The organism is Achromobacter sp. HZ01 (genome assembly GCF_003267925.1).
Classification (GTDB): domain Bacteria; phylum Pseudomonadota; class Gammaproteobacteria; order Burkholderiales; family Burkholderiaceae_B; genus Achromobacter; species Achromobacter pulmonis_A.
This window is the reverse complement of sequence record NZ_LWKV01000003.1, coordinates 161876-179352: the sequence shown is the minus strand read 5'-3', so window position 1 is coordinate 179352 and position 17477 is coordinate 161876. Positions and strand designations below refer to the sequence as shown.

12 protein-coding genes are annotated in these 17477 nt (G+C 69.3%); 6 read left to right on the top strand and 6 right to left on the bottom strand.

The window, feature by feature from the left end; all coding sequences use genetic code 11:
• Positions 1-15: 15 nt before the first annotated feature.
• The gene (locus A6B37_RS16840) at positions 16-801 is read right to left on the bottom strand and encodes an IclR family transcriptional regulator (protein WP_246842503.1); all 786 of its coding nucleotides are present in this window, start codon (positions 799-801) and stop codon (positions 16-18) included.
• A 240-nt stretch (positions 802-1041) separates the two neighbouring features.
• On the opposite strand from A6B37_RS16840, the gene uvrA reads away from it, so the two are divergent.
• The 3 genes from uvrA (at position 1042) to A6B37_RS16825 (ending at position 8663) form a co-directional block, all read left to right on the top strand.
• Complete coding sequence (uvrA, locus tag A6B37_RS16835; RefSeq protein ID WP_111826424.1) at positions 1042-6804, top strand: excinuclease ABC subunit UvrA; 5763 nt, start codon at positions 1042-1044, stop codon at positions 6802-6804.
• A 16-nt stretch (positions 6805-6820) separates the two neighbouring features.
• A complete protein-coding gene (locus tag A6B37_RS16830; RefSeq protein ID WP_102775527.1) occupies positions 6821-7957 on the top strand; it encodes an aminodeoxychorismate synthase component I in 1137 nt (378 codons plus the stop codon).
• Positions 7958-8030: 73 nt separating this feature from the next.
• Positions 8031-8663: an aminotransferase class IV family protein gene (locus tag A6B37_RS16825; protein WP_111826423.1), complete on the top strand. Its 633-nt coding sequence runs from the start codon at positions 8031-8033 to the stop codon at positions 8661-8663.
• Positions 8664-8678: 15 nt separating this feature from the next.
• Here A6B37_RS16825 and A6B37_RS16820 read toward each other — a convergent pair whose 3' ends face one another.
• The gene (locus tag A6B37_RS16820; RefSeq protein WP_102775525.1) at positions 8679-9581 is read right to left on the bottom strand and encodes a LysR family transcriptional regulator; all 903 of its coding nucleotides are present in this window, start codon (positions 9579-9581) and stop codon (positions 8679-8681) included.
• 158 nt (positions 9582-9739) lie between these two features.
• Here A6B37_RS16820 and A6B37_RS16815 point away from each other — a divergent pair, with 158 nt between their 5' ends.
• The 3 genes from A6B37_RS16815 to A6B37_RS16805 are packed head-to-tail and all read left to right on the top strand — an operon-like array spanning position 9740 to position 11816.
• Positions 9740-11017 carry an aromatic ring-hydroxylating dioxygenase subunit alpha gene (locus A6B37_RS16815; RefSeq protein ID WP_111826422.1) on the top strand — a complete coding sequence of 426 codons (1278 nt, stop codon included), beginning with the start codon at positions 9740-9742 and terminating at the stop codon, positions 11015-11017.
• 1 nt (position 11018) lies between these two features.
• Complete coding sequence (locus A6B37_RS16810; protein WP_102775523.1) at positions 11019-11492, top strand: nuclear transport factor 2 family protein; 474 nt, start codon at positions 11019-11021, stop codon at positions 11490-11492.
• Positions 11493-11504: 12 nt separating this feature from the next.
• Positions 11505-11816: a non-heme iron oxygenase ferredoxin subunit gene (locus A6B37_RS16805; RefSeq protein WP_102775522.1), complete on the top strand. Its 312-nt coding sequence runs from the start codon at positions 11505-11507 to the stop codon at positions 11814-11816.
• Positions 11817-11819: 3 nt separating this feature from the next.
• On the opposite strand, the gene A6B37_RS16800 is transcribed toward A6B37_RS16805, so the two are convergent.
• The 4 genes from A6B37_RS16800 to macA all read right to left on the bottom strand — a co-directional run bounded on the left by A6B37_RS16800 (position 11820) and on the right by macA (position 17303).
• On the bottom strand, positions 11820-12650 hold the full coding sequence (locus A6B37_RS16800; protein WP_102775521.1) for a tRNA threonylcarbamoyladenosine dehydratase: 831 nt from the start codon (positions 12648-12650) through the stop codon (positions 11820-11822).
• An 87-nt stretch (positions 12651-12737) separates the two neighbouring features.
• Positions 12738-14165, bottom strand: coding sequence for an efflux transporter outer membrane subunit (locus A6B37_RS16795; RefSeq protein WP_111826421.1), 1428 nt, complete (start codon positions 14163-14165; stop codon positions 12738-12740).
• On the bottom strand, positions 14162-16120 hold the full coding sequence (locus A6B37_RS16790) for a MacB family efflux pump subunit (RefSeq protein WP_111826420.1): 1959 nt from the start codon (positions 16118-16120) through the stop codon (positions 14162-14164). Before A6B37_RS16790 ends, A6B37_RS16795 begins: the two co-directional genes overlap by 4 nt.
• A gap of 1 nt (position 16121) precedes the next feature.
• Positions 16122-17303, bottom strand: a complete 1182-nt coding sequence (gene macA, locus A6B37_RS16785) for a macrolide transporter subunit MacA (RefSeq protein ID WP_111826419.1) — start codon at positions 17301-17303, stop codon at positions 16122-16124.
• Positions 17304-17477 lie beyond the last annotated feature (174 nt).

The window sequence follows — 17477 nt, the reverse complement described above, 5'->3', positions numbered from 1 at the left end:
TTCCTTGTGGAGGCGTCAGGCGCCGCCGGGCGATGCCGGCAGCACGGCCAGTTTGGCCGCGGCGGCGTCGCGCAGCCGCAGCAGGGGTTCGATATAGGCGGTTTGGGGATCTTCGCGCCGGCGGAACAGCAGCGTGCTGACGCTGACGCCGGCCACCGGACGGCCGGTGGCGTCGCACAGGGCCACGCCGTAGCAGACGATGCCGGCTTCGTTTTCCTCGTTGTCGGTGGCGTAGCCGCGCGCCGCGGTTTCTTGCAGCAGGGCGCGCAGCGCGGGCAGGCTGGTGGCGGTGCCGGGCATGCGCGCGGCCAGCGGCAGTTCGCGCAGCAGGCGCTCGCGCGAGGCCTCGTCCAGCGCCGCCAGGTAGGCCTTGCCGACCGCGCTGGAATGCAGCGCCACCGACGCGCCCACGCGCGAGGCCATGCGCACCGGGCCGGGGCTTTCGAGCTTGTCGATATAGGTCATTTCGCGCCCGGCCGGCACCGCCAGGTGCACGGTTTCGCCGGTGGCGTCGCGCAGGGCCTGCAGTTCGGGCGCCAGCGCGGCGCGCAGGTCGAACTGCGACCAGGCGCGGCTGGCCAGCGACATCAGGCGCGGCCCCAGCCGGTAGGCGCCGCCGGCGTCGGCCAGCATGCCCTGCTCGGCCAGCGCCGCGACGATGCGGTAGACGGTGGGCCGGGGAAAGCCGCAGCTGCGCGCCAGGGCCGCGGCGGTGGGCGGCTGCGGCGCGTCGGCCACCGCCTGCAGCACCGTCATGAACTTGGCGAACGCCGCGGCGCCCGCGACCTTGGTTTCCGGCAAAGTGGGTCTCCAGCGTATGCGAATCATCCCAGGGCGCCAGGCTGACAAATTGCAAGGCCGATAGCGCGAATTTCGGACGAATCTGCGATACTGTTTATTTGTACAGCTAGTGATGCTTGGGTTGTCCATATTATGGACACACGCCTCACAATATAGTCAATTATTCCATATCGCCGCGTCCGGAACCAGCGACGGATCGTCGTTCGGGCCGGCCTCTTCCGTCAGGCTACGATACCGTCCATGAGCTCTCAAATTCGCATCGTTGGCGCCCGCCAGAACAATCTCAAGAACCTGGACCTGACCATCGCCACGGGCGAACTGGTCGTCGTGACCGGCGTATCGGGGTCCGGCAAGAGTTCGCTGGCCTTCGACACCCTGTACGCCGAGGGACAGCGCCGCTACGTGGAAACCTTTTCGCCCTATGCGCGCCAGTTCCTGGACCGCATGGACAAGCCCCAGGTGGACCGTATCGAGGGCATCCTGCCCGCCATCGCCATCGACCAGACCAACCCGGTGCGCAGCTCGCGCAGCACGGTCGGCACGATGACCGAACTGAACGACCACCTCAAGCTACTGTTCGCGCGCGGCGCGCGGCTGTACTGCCGCGGCTGCGGCAAGGTGGTGCGGCGCGACACGCCGGACTCGATCTGCCACTCGCTGGCCGAGCGCGCCGCGGCCGCCGGCGACCCGCGGCTGGTGGTGACTTTCCCGATCGCCGTGCCGGCCAATTTCACCGAAGAGGAAGTGCGCGGCTTTCTGGAGCAGCAGGGCTACACCCGCGTGCACGCCGAAGAAAACGCCGAGCCGCGCGCGGCCGCCGCGGCCAAGGGCGCCAAGAAAGGCAAGAGCGCCAGGCCCGCCACCGAAGCGCGCCGCATCCTGCACGTGATCCAGGACCGCTTCCGCTACGCCAACACCGAGCGCGAACGCGTGATGGAGGCGCTGGACACCGCGCTGCGCATGGGCGCCGGCCACCTGGCCGTCTACGCCATGGACGCCGAAGGCGGCAACGCCCATGTGTGGAAGTACAGCGACCGCCTGCACTGCGCCGACTGCGACATCGAATACACCGACCCGCTGCCCAGCAGCTTCTCGTTCAACTCGCCATTGGGCGCGTGCGAGGCCTGCCGCGGGTTCGGCCGCGTGATCGGCATCGACTTCGGGCTGGTCATCCCGGACGAGAACAAGACCCTGCTGGAAGGCGCGATCAAGCCCTGGACCACGCCCTCGTACAAGGAATGCCAGGACGACCTGCAGAAATACGCGCCCAAGGCCGGCGTGCCGCTGGGCGTGCCCTGGAAAAAGATGAGCGAGGAGCACAAGCGCTGGGTGCTGTACGGCGCGCCCGACTGGAAGGGCGGCAACGACGCCTGGAAGCACCAGTGGTACGGGGTGCAGCGCTTCTTCGACTGGCTCGAAACGCGGGCTTACAAGATGCACGTGCGCGTGCTGCTGTCGAAGTACCGCAGCTACACGCCCTGCCCCACGTGCAACGGCGCGCGCCTCAAGCCCGACGCGCTGCTCTGGCGCCTGGGCACCAAGGAAGAAGCCGACACCGTGCTGCCGCCGCAGGAAGGCCGCTACCAGCGCTTCATGCCGGTCGGCGCCAACTGGAGCCGCGAGCAGCTCAACGGGCTGGGCGGGCTGTCCATCCATGACGTGATGCTGCTGCCCATCGAGCGGGTGCGGCTGTTCTTCGACACGCTGTCGTTTTCGGGCGCGCTGGACGCCGCCACCGACCTGCTCATGACCGAAGTGCGCGCGCGCCTGAAGTTCCTGTGCGACGTGGGCCTGGGCTACCTGACGCTGGACCGCCAGAGCCGCACGCTGTCGGGCGGCGAAGTGCAACGCATCAACCTGACCACGGCGCTGGGCACCTCGCTGGTAAACACGCTGTTCGTGCTGGACGAGCCGTCCATCGGCCTGCACCCGCGCGACATGCACCGCGTGGTCGAGGTCATGCACCGGCTGCGCAACGCCGGCAACACGCTGGTGGTGGTGGAGCACGACCCGCAGGTCATGGTGGCCGCCGACCGCATCATCGACATCGGCCCCGGCCCGGGCGAGCGCGGCGGACGCATCGTGTTCGACGGCACGCCGGCGCAGCTGCGCGCGGCCCCCACCCTGACCGGCGACTATCTCGGCGGACGCCAGCGCGTGGAAGCGCCGCGCCCCATGCCGGTGGCGGCCAACACCCCGCGCCTGCTGCTCGAAGGCGTGACCGCGCACAACCTGAAGAACGTGTCGGTCGAACTGCCGCTGGGCCGCCTGGTCTGCGTGACCGGCGTGTCCGGCTCGGGCAAGTCCACGCTGGTGCAGGACGTGCTCTACCCCGCGCTGCTGAAGCAGAAGGGCCGTCCCTCGGAGGCCCCGGGCGCGTTCGAGCGCCTGCTGGGCGCCGAGCAGATCGCCGACGTGGTCATGGTGGACCAGACGCCCATCGGCAAGACCACCCGCTCCAACCCGGCCAGCTACGTGGGCGCGTTCGACGCGATCCGCAAGCTGTTCGCGCAGGCGCCGCTGGCGCGCGAGCGCGCCTATACCGCCGGCACCTTCAGCTTCAACGGCGGCGACGGCCGCTGCCCGACCTGCGGCGGCACCGGTTTCGAGCACGTGGAGATGCAGTTCCTGTCCGACGTATACCTGCGCTGCCCCGATTGCGACGGCAAGCGTTTCCGCCCCGAAGTGCTGGAAGTGCGCGTCGAACACCTGGGCAAGAGCGCGTCCATCGACGAAGTGCTGGAGATGACGGTCAGCGAGGCGCTGGACTTCTTCAAGGGCCTGCGCGACGTGCAGACGGGCCTGGCGCCGCTGGCCGACGTGGGCCTGGAGTACGTGCGGCTGGGCCAGCCGGTGCCCACGTTGTCGGGCGGCGAGGCGCAGCGGCTCAAGCTCGCCGGCCACCTGGCCGAGGCCGCGCGCAGCGGCATCTCGACCGCCAAGGTGGCCAAGAAAGGCAGCCTGTTCCTGTTCGACGAACCCACCACCGGCCTGCACTTCGACGACGTGGCGCGCCTGATGCGCGCCTTCCGCAAGCTGCTGGCCGCCGGCCACACGCTGCTAGTCATCGAGCACAACCTGGACGTGATCCGCGCGGCCGACTGGCTGATCGACCTGGGCCCCGAAGGCGGCGACGCCGGCGGCCAGGTCGTGGGCACGGGCACGCCGCAGGACCTGATGGACAACCCGGCATCGCATACCGGCGCGGCGCTGCGCGACTACGAGGTCAGCATCCTGCCGGCCGACGTGGTGGTGAGCAGCGACGCCGACGCCCAGGAGGCCGAGCAGGCCGGCCTGACCGCGCGCATCGCCGAGCCCGGCGAAACCTACGCCGCGGACGTGGGCCGCCCGCTGCAGTCGCTGGTGCGCGAGCGCCGCCAGGCCAGCATGGCCATCGAGATCCGCAACGCGCGCGAGCACAACCTGAAGAACGTCAGCGTGGAAATCCCGCGCGACAAGTTCACGGTCATCACCGGCGTGTCCGGCTCGGGCAAGTCCACGCTGGCCTTCGACATCCTGTTCAACGAGGGCCAGCGCCGCTACCTGGAGTCGCTCAACGCCTACGCCCGCGCCATCGTGCAGCCGGCCGGCAAGCCGGACGTGGACGCCATCTTCGGCATTCCGCCCACGGTCGCCATCGAGCAGCGCACCAGCCGCGGCGGCCGCAAGTCCACCGTGGCCACGATGACCGAGATCCACCACTTCCTGCGCCTGCTGTACGTCAAGCTGGGCACGCAGTACTGCCCCGACTGCAACGTGGCGGTGGAGCCGCAGAACGCCGACCAGATCGTGGCGCGGCTGCTGCGCGAGCACAAGGGCGAGCACATCGGCCTGCTGTCGCCGCTGGTCACCGCGCGCAAGGGCTATTACACCGACCTGGCGAAGTGGGCCGGCTCCAAGGGCCACACGCACCTGCGCGTGGACGGCGAGTTCATCCCCGTGGCGCCCTGGCCGCGCCTGGACCGCTACAAGGAACACACCATCGAACTGCCGATCGCCGACGTGGTCGTGGACCCCGCCAACGAGGCCGAGCTGCGCGCGGCGGTCAAGAGCGCGCTGGAGAACGGCCAGGGCGTCATGTCGGTGGTCTGGCCGGTGAACAGGCTGCACGAGGCGCTGGACAGCGAACTGCAGCAGCAGCACTTCTCGGTCAAGCGCGCCTGCCCTTCGTGCGGCACCAGCTTCCCCGAGCCCGATCCGCGCCTGTTCTCGTACAACTCCAAGCATGGCTGGTGCACCGGCTGCTACGGCACCGGCCTGCAGCTGCAAGGCTTCGACGAAGCGCAGACCGGCGAGGAAACCGCCTGGAACGCCTGGTACGAGGGCGAGGCCAAGGTCTGCACCCAGTGCAACGGCGAGCGCCTGAACCGCGTGGCCCGCGCCGTGCGCTGGCGCGACAAGTCCATCGCCGAGCTGGCCGCGCTGCCGGTGTCGGACGCGCACACCTTCTTCACCGGACTGGTGGCGCGCGGCCGCGAAGGCGAGATCGCCCGCGACATCCTGACGGAAATCCGCGGCCGCCTGAACTTCATGCAGGAAGTGGGCCTGAACTACCTGGCGCTGGACCGCGCCGCGCCCACGCTGTCCGGCGGCGAGGCGCAGCGCATCCGCCTGGCCGCGCAGCTGGGCTCGAACCTGCAGGGCGTCTGCTACGTGCTGGACGAGCCCACCATCGGCCTGCACCCGCGCGACAACCGCATCCTGCTGGACGCGCTGGCGCGCCTGGAAGGCAACGGCAATACGCTGGTGGTGGTGGAGCACGACGACGACACCATCCGCCGCGCCTCGCACATCATCGACATCGGTCCGGGCGCGGGCATCCGCGGCGGCCGCGTGGTGGCGCAGGGCACGGCGCAGGACCTGGTGGACGCGCCCGAATCGGTCACCGGCCGCTATCTGGCCAAGCCGCTGGCGCACCCGCTGCAGGGCCGCCGCGCGGTCGAGGCCGACACGCCCATGATCTCGATCAGGGGCACGCGCCTGCACAACCTGCGCAGCGTGGACGCGCGCATCCCGGTCGGGCGCCTGAGCGTGGTCACCGGCGTGTCCGGCTCGGGCAAGTCGACCCTGGCGCGCGAAGTGCTGCTGGACAACCTGATGCAGGCCGTGTCCAAGGGCAAGGCGCCCGCCTGGGCCGGCTGCGAAGAGATCACGGGCTGGCAGGCCATAGACCGCGTGCTGGAAGTGGACCAGACGCCCATCGGCAAGACGCCGCGCTCGTGCCCGGCCACCTACGTGGGCTTCTGGGACGACGTGCGCAAGCAGTTCGCCGACACGCGCGAAGCCCGCATGCGCGGCTGGACCGCGGCGCGTTTCTCGTTCAACACCGGCGACGGCCGCTGCCCGATCTGCGAAGGCCAGGGCATGCGCACCATCGAAATGAACTTCCTGCCCGACGTGAAGGTGCCGTGCGACGCCTGCAACGGCGCGCGCTTCAACAGCGACACGCTGGGCGTGCAGATGCGCGGCAAGAACGCCGGCGAGCTGCTGGCCATGGAAGTGGACGACGCCATCGGCTATTTCGCGGCGCACCCCAAGATCCACCGCCCCCTGCAGCTGATGCAGGACGTGGGCCTGGGCTACCTGACCCTGGGCCAGCCCTCGCCCACCCTGTCCGGCGGCGAAGCCCAGCGCATCAAGCTGGTGACCGAGCTGTCCAAGGCCAGGCTGACCGACGGCCTGATCAAGACCGGCCGCGCCTCGCGCATCCCGCACACGCTGTACGTGCTGGACGAGCCCACCGTCGGCCTGTCCATGGCCGACGTGGAAAAGCTGATCCACGTGCTGCATCGCCTGGTGGAAGCCGGCAACACGGTGGTGGTGATCGAGCACAACCTGGACGTGATCGCCGAAGCCGACTGGCTGCTGGACCTGGGCCCCGAAGGCGGCACCGGCGGCGGCAAGCTGGTGGCCGAAGGCTCGCCCGAGCACGTGATGACCCTGAGCGACCATTCCCACACGGGCCGGGTCCTGAAGGAATTCCTGGCGCATCAACAGCAGTAACCCGAGCAGTAAAAGCATGGAATGTCGTTTTGAAGACCGGCTGGCCGGCCGCGCGTTGCGATTCGAGGGCTACTGCGCCCGCATCGAGGCGCGCGCCGCCGCCGAGGTAGGGCCGGCGCTGGCCGCCATCGAGGCGGCGCGGCGCCAGGGCCGCTGGGTGGCGCTGCTGCTGGACTACGAACTGGGCGAATGGCTGCTGCCGGAAGCCACGCAGGCCCCGCCCTCCGGCCCCTGGACTGCGCCGCGCGACGACGGCCAGGCGCGCCTGACCGCGCTGGTGTTCGAACGCGCCATCGACGAGGCGCCCTGGGACGCCCCGGACGCCGGCAGCCCCGCCGCGTCCATCAGCCTGCCCGCGCCGCGCATGACCGAGCCCGACTACGCGCGCCGGATCGAAGCGGTGCGCGAACTGATCGGCGCCGGCGAGCTGTACCAGCTGAATTTCACCCAGCCGCTGGACCTGCGCCACCAGGGCGATCCCGCCACGCTGTACCGGCGCATCGCGGCGCGCAACCCGGTGGCGCACGGCGCTTTCATCCAGGACGGCGCGCGCACGGTGCTGTCGTTTTCGCCCGAGCTGTTCGTGCGCCGCGACGGCCCGCGCCTGACCACGCGGCCCATGAAGGGCACGGCCCCGCGCCACGCCGACCCGGCCGAGGACGAACGGCTCGGCCAGGCGCTGCTGGCCAGCGAAAAAAACCGCGCCGAGAACCTGATGATCGTGGACCTGCTGCGCAACGACCTGGGCCGGCTGGCCGAACCGGGCTCGGTGCGGGTGGACGCGCTGTTTTCGCTGGAACGCTATCCCACCGTCTGGACCATGACCTCCACCGTTTCCGCGCTGGCCCCGCGCGCCGGCCTGGAGGACGTGCTGCGCGCGCTGTTTCCCTGCGGCTCCATCACCGGCGCGCCCAAGGTCGCGGCCATGCGCCGCATCCGCCAGATGGAGGCGGCGCCGCGCGGCCTGTACTGCGGCAGCATCGGCTGGCTGGCCCCGGACGGCGATTTCTCGCTGAACGTGGCGATCCGCACCCTGGTGCTGCAGGCCGACGGCCGCGGCGTCTACAGCGTGGGCGGCGGCATCGTGCAGGATTCGGACCCCGCCGAGGAATGGCAGGAATGCCACTGGAAAGCCCGGATTTTGCGGGCCTGAACGCCCGGGACGGACGCGGCGGTAGTAGGATAGAGCGCGGCCATCGGCCGCTCATGTGCACCAGGGGAGTCCCATGCAACCCGAACTGATCGAGACCATCCTGGTCGACGCCGAACGCCGCGTGCCGCTGCTGGCCCGCCATCTCGCCCGGCTCGAAGCCTCATGCCAGGCGCTGGGCTACGCCTGGGGCGGGCGCGCGGTCGAGGGCGACATCATGATCACCGCGCTGGGCCTGTCCACGCCGGGACCGCACCGCCTGCGCCTGCTGGTGGCGCGCGACGGCAGCCGCAGCATCCAGACCGCTCCCCTGCCCCCGCTGGCGCCCGCCCAGGAAGCCATGCTGGCGCCCGAGGCGCTGCGCGCCTCCGAACCGCTGCTGCGCTACAAGACCACCTACCGGCCCTGGTACACCAAGACCATAGAATGGCTGCCCTCGCATCCGCACATATTCGACCTGCTCTACCTGAACGAGCGCGGCGAGCTGTGCGAAGGCAGCCGCAGCAACGTCTACCTGCGGCTGGACGGCGACTGGTACACGCCGCCGGTGGACTGCGGCTGCCTGCCCGGCGTGCAGCGCGCCGAACTGCTGGACACGGGCCGCGTCGAAGAGCGCGTGCTGTCCCTGGCCGACTTGCACGCCGCCGAGGAAATCCGTCTGTCCAACGCCTTGCGCGGCTGGTTCCCGGTCGCCCTGCGCAGCCGCTGAGGTCCGCGCCGCGCCTCAGTCGGCGAACTCGTCCACCACCACCTGCCGCAGCCATTGATTGGCCGGATCGCGGTGGTTGCGGGCGTGCCAGAACACGTTGATCACCGACTCCGGAATCTTCACCGGACAGGCCGCGGTGGCCAGGCCGAACGGCCCGCAGGCGCAGTCCGCGAAACGCCGCGGCACCACCGCGATCATGTCGGTGGCGGCCAGCACCGGCCCCACCGCCATGAAATGCGGCACCGTCAGGCGCACGCGCCGACGGATGCCGGCGCGCGCGATCACCTCGTCCACCACCCCGTGGCCGGTACCCTCCGACACGATGGCCACCTGTTCGGCCGCGCGGAACTGGCGGGCCGAAACCCCGGTGCGGGCCAGCGGATGGTCGCGCCGGAAGATGCACACATACGGCTGGCGAAACAGCAGCCGCTGGAAGAAACCGCTTTTCAGCGCAGGCAGAAAGCCCATGGCCAGGTCGATCCGGCCGCGCTCCATCTCGTCCTTCACGTCGATCGAGGTCGTGCGCACCGTGCGCACGGTCACGCCCGGCGCCGCGCGTTCCAGCGCGCGCATCAGCCTGGGCAGGAAGTAAGTCTCGCCCACGTCGTTCACGCCGATCACGAAGGCGCGTTCGCTATGGCCGGGATCGAAGGCCGCGCGCGCGTTCAGCGTGCTGTGCAGCGCGTCCAGGGCGTCGGCGATCGGCCGCGCCAGCGACTCGGCATAGGGCGTGGGCACCATGCCGCGCGAAGTCCGCAGGAACAGCTCGTCTCCCAGCAGCTTGCGCAACCGGCCCAGCGCGTTGCTGACCCCCGGCTGCGAAATGCCCAGGCTGTCGGCCACGGCCGCGACCCGGCCGTGCCTGCGCAGCTCGTTGAAGACGACCAGCAGATTCAGGTCCACGTCTTGCAGGTTCATGCGCTTGTCTCCACCAATATTGATTCTGGTGATTTATCTCATCAAGCAGATTCTATTTATTTATTTCGCATGCTGCCCGATCATGCAGCAAACGCCTGCGCCCATGCCGCGCCGGCTCTGCCGGGCCGCACTGGCCCGCCGAACCAAGGAGACCCGCCATGCAGTCCTGTACGAGCACAACCGCCGCCGAAAGCCCGCTCGAATTCGTGCCGCCCTGGCAGGGCGACGGCTCCCACCGCATCCCCTTCGGCGTCTATACCGACGCCGCGCTGCACCAGCGCGAGATGGAGCGCTTCTTCTACCGTTCGCACTGGTGCTACGTGGGCCTGGAGGCCGAGATCCCGCGGCCGGGCGACTTCAAGCGCACCGCCGTGGGCGAACGCTCGGTCATCCTGCTGCGCGACAACGACGGCCAGGTGCGCGTGGTGGAGAACGTCTGCGCCCATCGCGGCGTGCAGTTCTGCCGCGAGCGCGCCGGCAACCGCAGCGAATTCGTCTGCCCCTACCACCAATGGAACTACGACCTGCAGGGCAACCTGATCGGCGTGCCGTTTCGCCGCGGCGTCAAGCAGGACGGCCGCGTCAACGGCGGCATGCCGCCGGACTTCAAGCCCGAGGAGCACGGCCTGACCAAGCTGGCCGTGGCCTGCCGCAACGGCGTGGTGTTCGCCTCCTTCGACCACGACGTGGAGCCGCTGGAGGACTACTTGGGGCCGGACATCCTGCACTACTTCGACCGCGTCTTCGACGGCCGCGAACTGGTGATCCACGGCTACAGCCGCCAGCGCATCCCGGGCAACTGGAAGCTGATGCAGGAGAACATCAAGGACCCCTACCATCCGGGGCTGCTGCACACCTGGTTCGTCACCTTCGGCCTGTGGCGGGCGGACAACCGCTCCGAACTGACGATGGACGGCCATTTCCGCCACGCCGCCATGATCTCCACGCGCGGCCAGGGCGGCAAGGGCAGCGTGACCAGCGGCGTCTCCAGCTTCAAGGAGCAGATGTCGCTGAACGACGACCGCTTCCTGGACATCGTGCCCGAGTCGTGGTGGAACGGCCCCACCGCCGTGCTGATGACGCTGTTTCCCAGCGTCATCATCCAGCAGCAGGTCAATTCGCTGTCCACCCGCCACATCCAGCCGGTGGGCCACGACGCCTTCGATTTCGTCTGGACGCATTTCGGCTTCGCCGACGACAGCCCCGAGATGACGCGCCGCCGGCTGCGCCAAGCCAATCTGTTCGGCCCCGCGGGCTTCGTGTCGGCCGATGACGGCGAGGTCATCGAATTCTCGCAGGCCGGCTTCGAGCAGAAGCCCTGGCATCGCAGCGTGGCGGAGCTGGGCGGCAAGACGGCCGAGAACACCGACCACATGGTGACCGAGACGCTGATCCGCGGCATGTACGCGTACTGGCGCCGCGTCATGGAGGCCTGAGATGCTGGACTTTCCGCTCTATTACCAACTGACCTGCCTGTACAACGACTACGCCGCCGCGCTGGACGCCGAGGAATGGGAGAAGTGGCCCGATTTCTTCCTGGAGGAATGCGTCTACAAGGTGCTGCCGCGCGAGAACCACGAGCGCGGCTATCCGCTGGCGACCATGGCGTTCGAAAGCCGCGGCATGCTCAAGGACCGCATCTACGGCGCCACCGACACGATCTTCCACGATCCCTACTACCAGCGCCACGTGGTGGGCGCGCCGCGCGTGCTGTCGGTGCAGGGCGACCGCATCGAATCGGAAGCCAACTACGCCGTGTTCCGCACCAAGCCCAGCCAGCTGACCACGGTGTTCAACGTGGGCCGCTACCTGGACGTGGTGCGGCGCGGCCCCGACGGCCTGAAGTTCGAATCCAGGCTGTGCATCTTCGACAGCGAGCTGGTGCCGAATTCACTTATCTATCCCATCTGACAGGACGCCACAATGAGCATGCAATGGATCAAGGCCATCGCGCTGGCCGACGTGCCGCAGGAAGACGTGATCGCCGTGGAGGCCGGCGGGCGCGAGATCGCGCTGTACGGCGTGGACGGCGAGGTCTACGCCACCGACAACCTCTGTACGCACGGCAGCGCGCGGCTGTGCGACGGTTTCCTGACCGGGCACGAAATCGAGTGCCCGCTGCACCAGGGCCGCTTCGACGTGCGCGACGGCCGGGCGCTGTGCTCGCCGCTGCGCGACAACCTCGCGACCTATCCCGTCAGGATCGAGGACGGCGTGGTGTTCGTGGCGCTTTGAAGATCAGAGCGCGAGGCGCAAGGCCTCGTTGGCCGCGGCCATGCCCATCGCCGCGGTGACCGTCACGACCGAACCGTAGCCGGCGCAGGACAGCCCTTGCGGGGCCGGCGCCTGGCCGGCCGCGCCCATGTCGTCCTCGCCCTCGGTGGGACGGGTCCAGGCGTCGGGCAGGATGGCCGGCTGGTCGAACCACAAGGCGTGGATGCCCATCTTGGGCACGCGCTTCAGGGCGCGCCCATGCCGGTCGCTGGCGCGCGCGAACCCGTGCTCCCGGCGCAGCTTGTTGCGCAGCTTGGCGAGCAGCGCGTCGTTGACGGCCGCCGACAGATCGCCGGCGCGCAAGGCCAGCGGATCGGTCTTGCCGCCGGCCCCGCCGCACAGCAGCATGGGCACGCCGAGCGCGCGCGCGTGCAGGATCATGGCGATCTTGGCGGCGGCCTGGTCGGTGCAGTCGACGATGACGCTGTAGGGGCCGGGCAGGACGTCGGCCACGTTGTCGGGCGAGACGAAGTCGTCGACGCGGGTGATGCGGCATTCGGGGTTGATGGCCAGTACGCGTTCGGCCATGGCCTCGACCTTGGATTGTCCCAGGGTGGAGGTGAGCGCGTGGATCTGCCGGTTGACGTTGGATTCGGCGATGTGGTCGAGGTCGATCAGGGTGAGCGCGCCGACGCCGCAGCGCGCCAGGGCCTCGACGGTCCAGGAGCCGACGCCGCCCAACCCCGCCACCGCCACATGCGAGTTCTGGAGGCGGGCCGGGGCTTCGGGGCCATACAAACGCGACAGACTTCCGAAGCGGCGGGCCAGATCGGGGGGGGAATCCAGGGAGTTCATGGGGGAGGATTTTATAGTTTGTCGGGGTGGAGGTTGTGCGTTGGTTCTTTGCGGGTGGGTTCTTTAGACGCCCGGCACGGCGGCGGATCAAGAACCAGCAGCGTCCGCTGCAACCACATCATCCCCACCAAGCGCCTGATAAACAGTCACCTGATTCACCAGCCGGTTCAGCATGTTCTCGTCCCGCGCCACTTCCGCGATTCGGCGTTTTTCCTGCGCGTCCAGCCAGTCCTTGAGCGACACCGCCCCCGCCCGGTAACGGATTTCGTACAGGGATTCGGCCTGGCGCGCCGCCTGCAGCGAAGCGTCGAGCTGTTCGGCCTGAAGCGCCAGTTGGGTGCGGTTGGACAGCGCGTTTTCGACGTCCGCCATCGCCTGGTAGAGCGACTGGCGGAACGTGACCACGCGTTCCTCGTAGTCGGCCTGGGAGATCTTGATGTTGAGCTGCATCTGGTTCCATTGCAGGAACGGCAGCGTCAGGCCCGCGCCCAGGGTGCCTATCGGATTTTGCAGGAGGTTGGACAGCGTCGGGCTGGCGCTGCCCAGGGCGCCGGTCAGGGTCAAGGGGGGATAGAAGCTGGCGCGGGTGGCGTCGGCGGTGGCCAGGGCCTGACGCAGGCGGAGTTCGGCGGCGCGCAGGTCGGGGCGGCGGCCCAGCAGGTCGGCGGGGACGCCGGCGCGGGCCTCGGGCAGCGGGTACTGCGGCAGGCGGGCCGGGTTGGCCATGCTGCGGTCGGGAGGGCCGTCGAACAGGATCGCCAGCGCGTTCGCGTACTCGACCCGCGCCTGCACCAGCAGCGCGTGCGCGGCCTGCTGGCTGGCCACGGTCTGTTCGGCTTCGGCCAGTTCCAGCGCGGACGCGCCGCCGGCGGCGTATTGCGCGCGCACCAGGTCCTGGGTCTTGCGGGCGTAGGCGATGCTCTGTTCGCTGCTGGCGATGCGCTGGTTGATGAACGCGGTCTGCCAGTACAGCGTGGCGGTGGTGCCCACCAGCGACAGCGCCGCGCTCTGGCGGTCCTGCTCGGTCGCCTCGGCCGCCCATTGCGCGGCGTCGCGCTGGCGCGACAGCTTGCCCCACAGGTCGGCTTCGTAGCTGACGGTCAGCTCGGCCGCGTTGCTGCGCGTGGTCATGCGGTCCCCGCTCAGCGTGCGGGTGCGGGTGACGTTGGCGCTGCCGCCCAGCTGCGGCCACAGCTGGGTTTCGGACAGGCCCGCCTGGTATTGCGCCCGGCGCACGCGGATGGCGGCGGCGGCCAGGTCGTTGTTGCGCGCCAGCGCGCCCTCGACCAGACCGGTCAGCACCGGGTCGTTGAAATTGCGCCACCAGGCGCCGCCCTGGGACTGCGCCACGGTCCCGGCGCCGGGCGCCAGGCCGTCATGGGACCACGCTGCGGGCAGCCTGACCGCCGGCGTTTCGTAGTCGCTGCGCAGCAGGCTGCCGCAGCCGGCCAGCGCGAGCAGCAGCGCCAGGGCCGCGGGTTTGCGTAGGAAAGAAACCGCCATCGTCATCCTCATTCGCGCGCCAGGGCCTCAACGGGGTCCAGGCGCGCCGCATTGCGCGCCGGCAGATAGCCGAACAGCACGCCGATCAGCGTCGAGCAGGTGAACGCCGCCACCATCGCCGCCGTCGAATAGATCATCTGGAACGAGCCGCCCGTGGCCTTGGACACGAGCACGCCCAGGCCCAGCGACAGCAGGATGCCGATCGCCCCGCCGATCAGGCACACCAGCACCGCCTCGATCAGGAACTGCTGCATGATGTCGCTGCGCCGCGCGCCCACCGCCATGCGCACGCCGATCTCGCGGGTGCGCTCGGTGACCGACACCAGCATGATGTTCATGACGCCGATGCCGCCCACCATCAGCGAAATCAGCGCGATCATCGACACCAGCAGCGTCATGGTGGCCGTGGTGCGTTCGATGGTCTTGCGGATCGCGTCCGTGTTGAACACGAAGAAATCCTTGGTCACGTGGCGCCGCGTCAGCAGGCGCACGATGGCCTGCTCGGCGGCGGCCGGCGGCGTGGCGTCGTTGACCCGCACCGTGATGCTCTTGAGATGCTGCTGGCCCAGCACCCGCGACAGCGCCGTGGTGTAGGGTATCCAGACGTTGAGCGTGTCGTTGCTGCCGAACACGGTGTCCTTCTTCTCGGTCACGCCGATCACGCGCGCCGGCATGGAGCCCAGGAACACCACCTGGCCGATCGGATCGGTGTGCGAGCCGAACAGCTTGCGGCGCGTGCCGTCGTCGATCACCACTTCCTGGGCGCGCCGCGTCACGCTGACGCCGTCGAAGAACTTGCCCTGCGCCAGCTTGATGGCGCGCACCCTGAAGTACTGTTCGCCCACGCCCTGGATGGAGCCGTTGACCGACACGTTGCGGTAGCGCAGCGTGCTGCTGGTGGAGACCTCCGGCGTCACGCTGTCCACATAGGACTCGCGCGCCAGCGCGTCGGCGTCGGCCGCCACCAGCGTGCGGATGTTGACCGCCTTCTCGTCGCCGAAGTCCTTGCCCGGGAAGATCTCCACGGTGTTGGTGCCGATCTCGCTGATGTCGTCCAGGATCTTGCGGCGCGAGCCCTCGCCCAGCGCGACCACCGAAACCACCGCCGCGATGCCGATGATGATGCCCAGCATGGTCAGCGACGTGCGCAGCCGGTGCGCGTTCATGGCCAGCAGCGCCATGCGCAGGGCTTCGCCGCAGCGGTCCAGATAGGCCTGCCACGCGGGCCGCTGCGCCAGCGCCGGCGGCTCGTCGCGGGCGGCCTGCGGGCGCGCGGCGTCGGGATTGCGCCGGTCGGACACGATCTCGCCGTCGCTGATCTCGATGATACGCTGGGCATGGCGCGCCACGTTCATGTCGTGGGTCACGATGATGATGGTGTGCCCCGCGGCGTTCAGCTCTTCCAGGATGCGCAGCACCTCCTGGCCGGTGTGCGTGTCCAGCGCGCCGGTCGGCTCGTCGGCCAGGATGATGTCGCCGCCGTTCATCAGCGCCCGCGCAATGCTGACGCGCTGCTGCTGGCCGCCGGACAGCTGGCCGGGACGATGCCCGGCGCGCTCGCCCAGCCCCAGGCGTTCCAGCAGCGTCTCGGCGCGCGCCAGGCGCGCCTCGCGCCGCTTGCCGGCATAGACGGCCGGCACTTCCACGTTGCCCAGCGCGCTCAGGTCCGAGAGCAGGTGATAGCGCTGGAAAATGAAGCCGAAGTGCTCGCGGCGCAGTTCGGCCAGTTCGTCCGGGTCCAGCGCCCCGGTGCTGCGCCCGCCCACCCGGTATTCGCCGCGGGTGGGCCGGTCCAGGCATCCCAGGATGTTCATGAGCGTGGACTTGCCCGAGCCGGATGCGCCGACGATGGCCACCATTTCGCCGGCCTCGATGGACAGGTCCACGTCCTTCAGCACGGCGATGGTCTGCTCGCCCGCGGGGAATTCGCGGCGCACGCCGGCCAGCTCGATGAGAGGACCGCTCATCTCAGGCCCCCGGGACGGCCGGGGCGGCTTCGGCCGACACCACGCGCTCGCCCACCTCCAGCCCCTCCAGCACCTGCGCCTGGACGTTGTTGTTCATGCCGATGCGGACCTGGCGCTCTTCCGTCTTGTTGTCCTTCAGCACCACGCGCACGACGTAGCGGCCGTCCTCGCCGCGCTTGCCCAGGGCCGAGGACGGCACCACCACGGTGTTCTTGGCCTCGCCCAGCACGATGAAGACCTGCGCCGTCATCGAGATGCGCAGCTTCTCGTCGGGATTGGGCACGTCGAACAGGCCGTTGTAGTAGACGGCGGCGCTGGTGGAATTGCCGTTGGACGAGCCGGTCAGCGACGAGGCCGCGTCTTCCTTCTGGATGGAGTCCGGCGCCGGCTCCACCGCGCGCAGCGTGGCGTGGTAGCGCTCGTCCGGCTCGCCGAGGATGGTGAAGTAGACCGGCAGGCCGGGCTTGACGCGGGTCACGTCGGCTTCCGAGATCTGGGCCTTGACCGTCATGGTATCCACCTGCGCCACCTTGATGATGGTGGGCGCGCTCTGGATCGAGTTGACCGTCTGGCCCTCTTTGGTGACGACCGCCACCACCACGCCGTCGATGGGCGAGACGATGCGGGTGTAGCCCAGGTTGACCCGGGCCGTGTCCACCTGGATCTCGGCCTGCGCGATCTGGGCGTCCAGCGACGCGATCTCGGCGCGGGTCACGCCCAGCGTGGCCTCGGCGTTCTCGTAGGCTTCGCGCGAACTGGCGTCCGCGGCCAGCATCTGGCGCTGGCGGCGGAAGGCCAGCTCGGCCTGCTTCAGCATAGCGACCTTGGCGGCCCTTTCGGCGCGCCGCGTCTGCAGGGCGGCTTCGGCGTTGCGCAGTTCGTTCTGCTGGGTCAGGTCGTCGATCTCGGCCACCAGCTGCCCCTTCTTGACCCGGTCGCCCAGCGCCACCTTGAGGGATTTCAGCTGGCCGGAGACCTGGGCGCCCACGCTGACCCGCTCGATCGCGTCTATGGTGCCGCTGGCCAGCACGCTGTCTTCCATATTGGCGCGGGTCACTTCGGCCACCCCGAAGGTGGGCGGCGGCGGCGCCGAGAAAAATGCGGCCCGCACCGCGAAGCCGGCGAGCAGGACCAGAACGACGATCAGAAGGTTGCGTTTGAATTTGCTGCGGGACTTTTTCATTGAACCTGTCGGATGGGGCAAGGGACGGCGCCCGTGCCGGTATTGCGTTGCGGGCCGGGGACGGGCCCCGGCGCGATGTGTGCATCCTAAACGCATGGCCGGCCCAAACCATGGCCAATCTGTGTCGAAACCGTGAAAAACCGTAAAGCCGCAAGATGCGGCCGGACCAGTCTG

Coding starts and splice junctions, on each gene's coding strand:
- uvrA (WP_111826424.1), top strand. CDS start 1,042: ATGAGCTCTCAAATTCGCATCGTTGGCGCCCGCCAGAACAATCTCAAG.
- A6B37_RS16830 (WP_102775527.1), top strand. CDS start 6,821: ATGGAATGTCGTTTTGAAGACCGGCTGGCCGGCCGCGCGTTGCGATTC.
- A6B37_RS16825 (WP_111826423.1), top strand. CDS start 8,031: ATGCAACCCGAACTGATCGAGACCATCCTGGTCGACGCCGAACGCCGC.
- A6B37_RS16820 (WP_102775525.1), bottom strand. CDS start 9,581: ATGAACCTGCAAGACGTGGACCTGAATCTGCTGGTCGTCTTCAACGAG.
- A6B37_RS16815 (WP_111826422.1), top strand. CDS start 9,740: ATGCAGTCCTGTACGAGCACAACCGCCGCCGAAAGCCCGCTCGAATTC.
- A6B37_RS16810 (WP_102775523.1), top strand. CDS start 11,019: ATGCTGGACTTTCCGCTCTATTACCAACTGACCTGCCTGTACAACGAC.
- A6B37_RS16805 (WP_102775522.1), top strand. CDS start 11,505: ATGAGCATGCAATGGATCAAGGCCATCGCGCTGGCCGACGTGCCGCAG.
- A6B37_RS16800 (WP_102775521.1), bottom strand. CDS start 12,650: ATGAACTCCCTGGATTCCCCCCCCGATCTGGCCCGCCGCTTCGGAAGT.
- A6B37_RS16795 (WP_111826421.1), bottom strand. CDS start 14,165: ATGAGGATGACGATGGCGGTTTCTTTCCTACGCAAACCCGCGGCCCTG.
- A6B37_RS16790 (WP_111826420.1), bottom strand. CDS start 16,120: ATGAGCGGTCCTCTCATCGAGCTGGCCGGCGTGCGCCGCGAATTCCCC.
- macA (WP_111826419.1), bottom strand. CDS start 17,303: ATGAAAAAGTCCCGCAGCAAATTCAAACGCAACCTTCTGATCGTCGTT.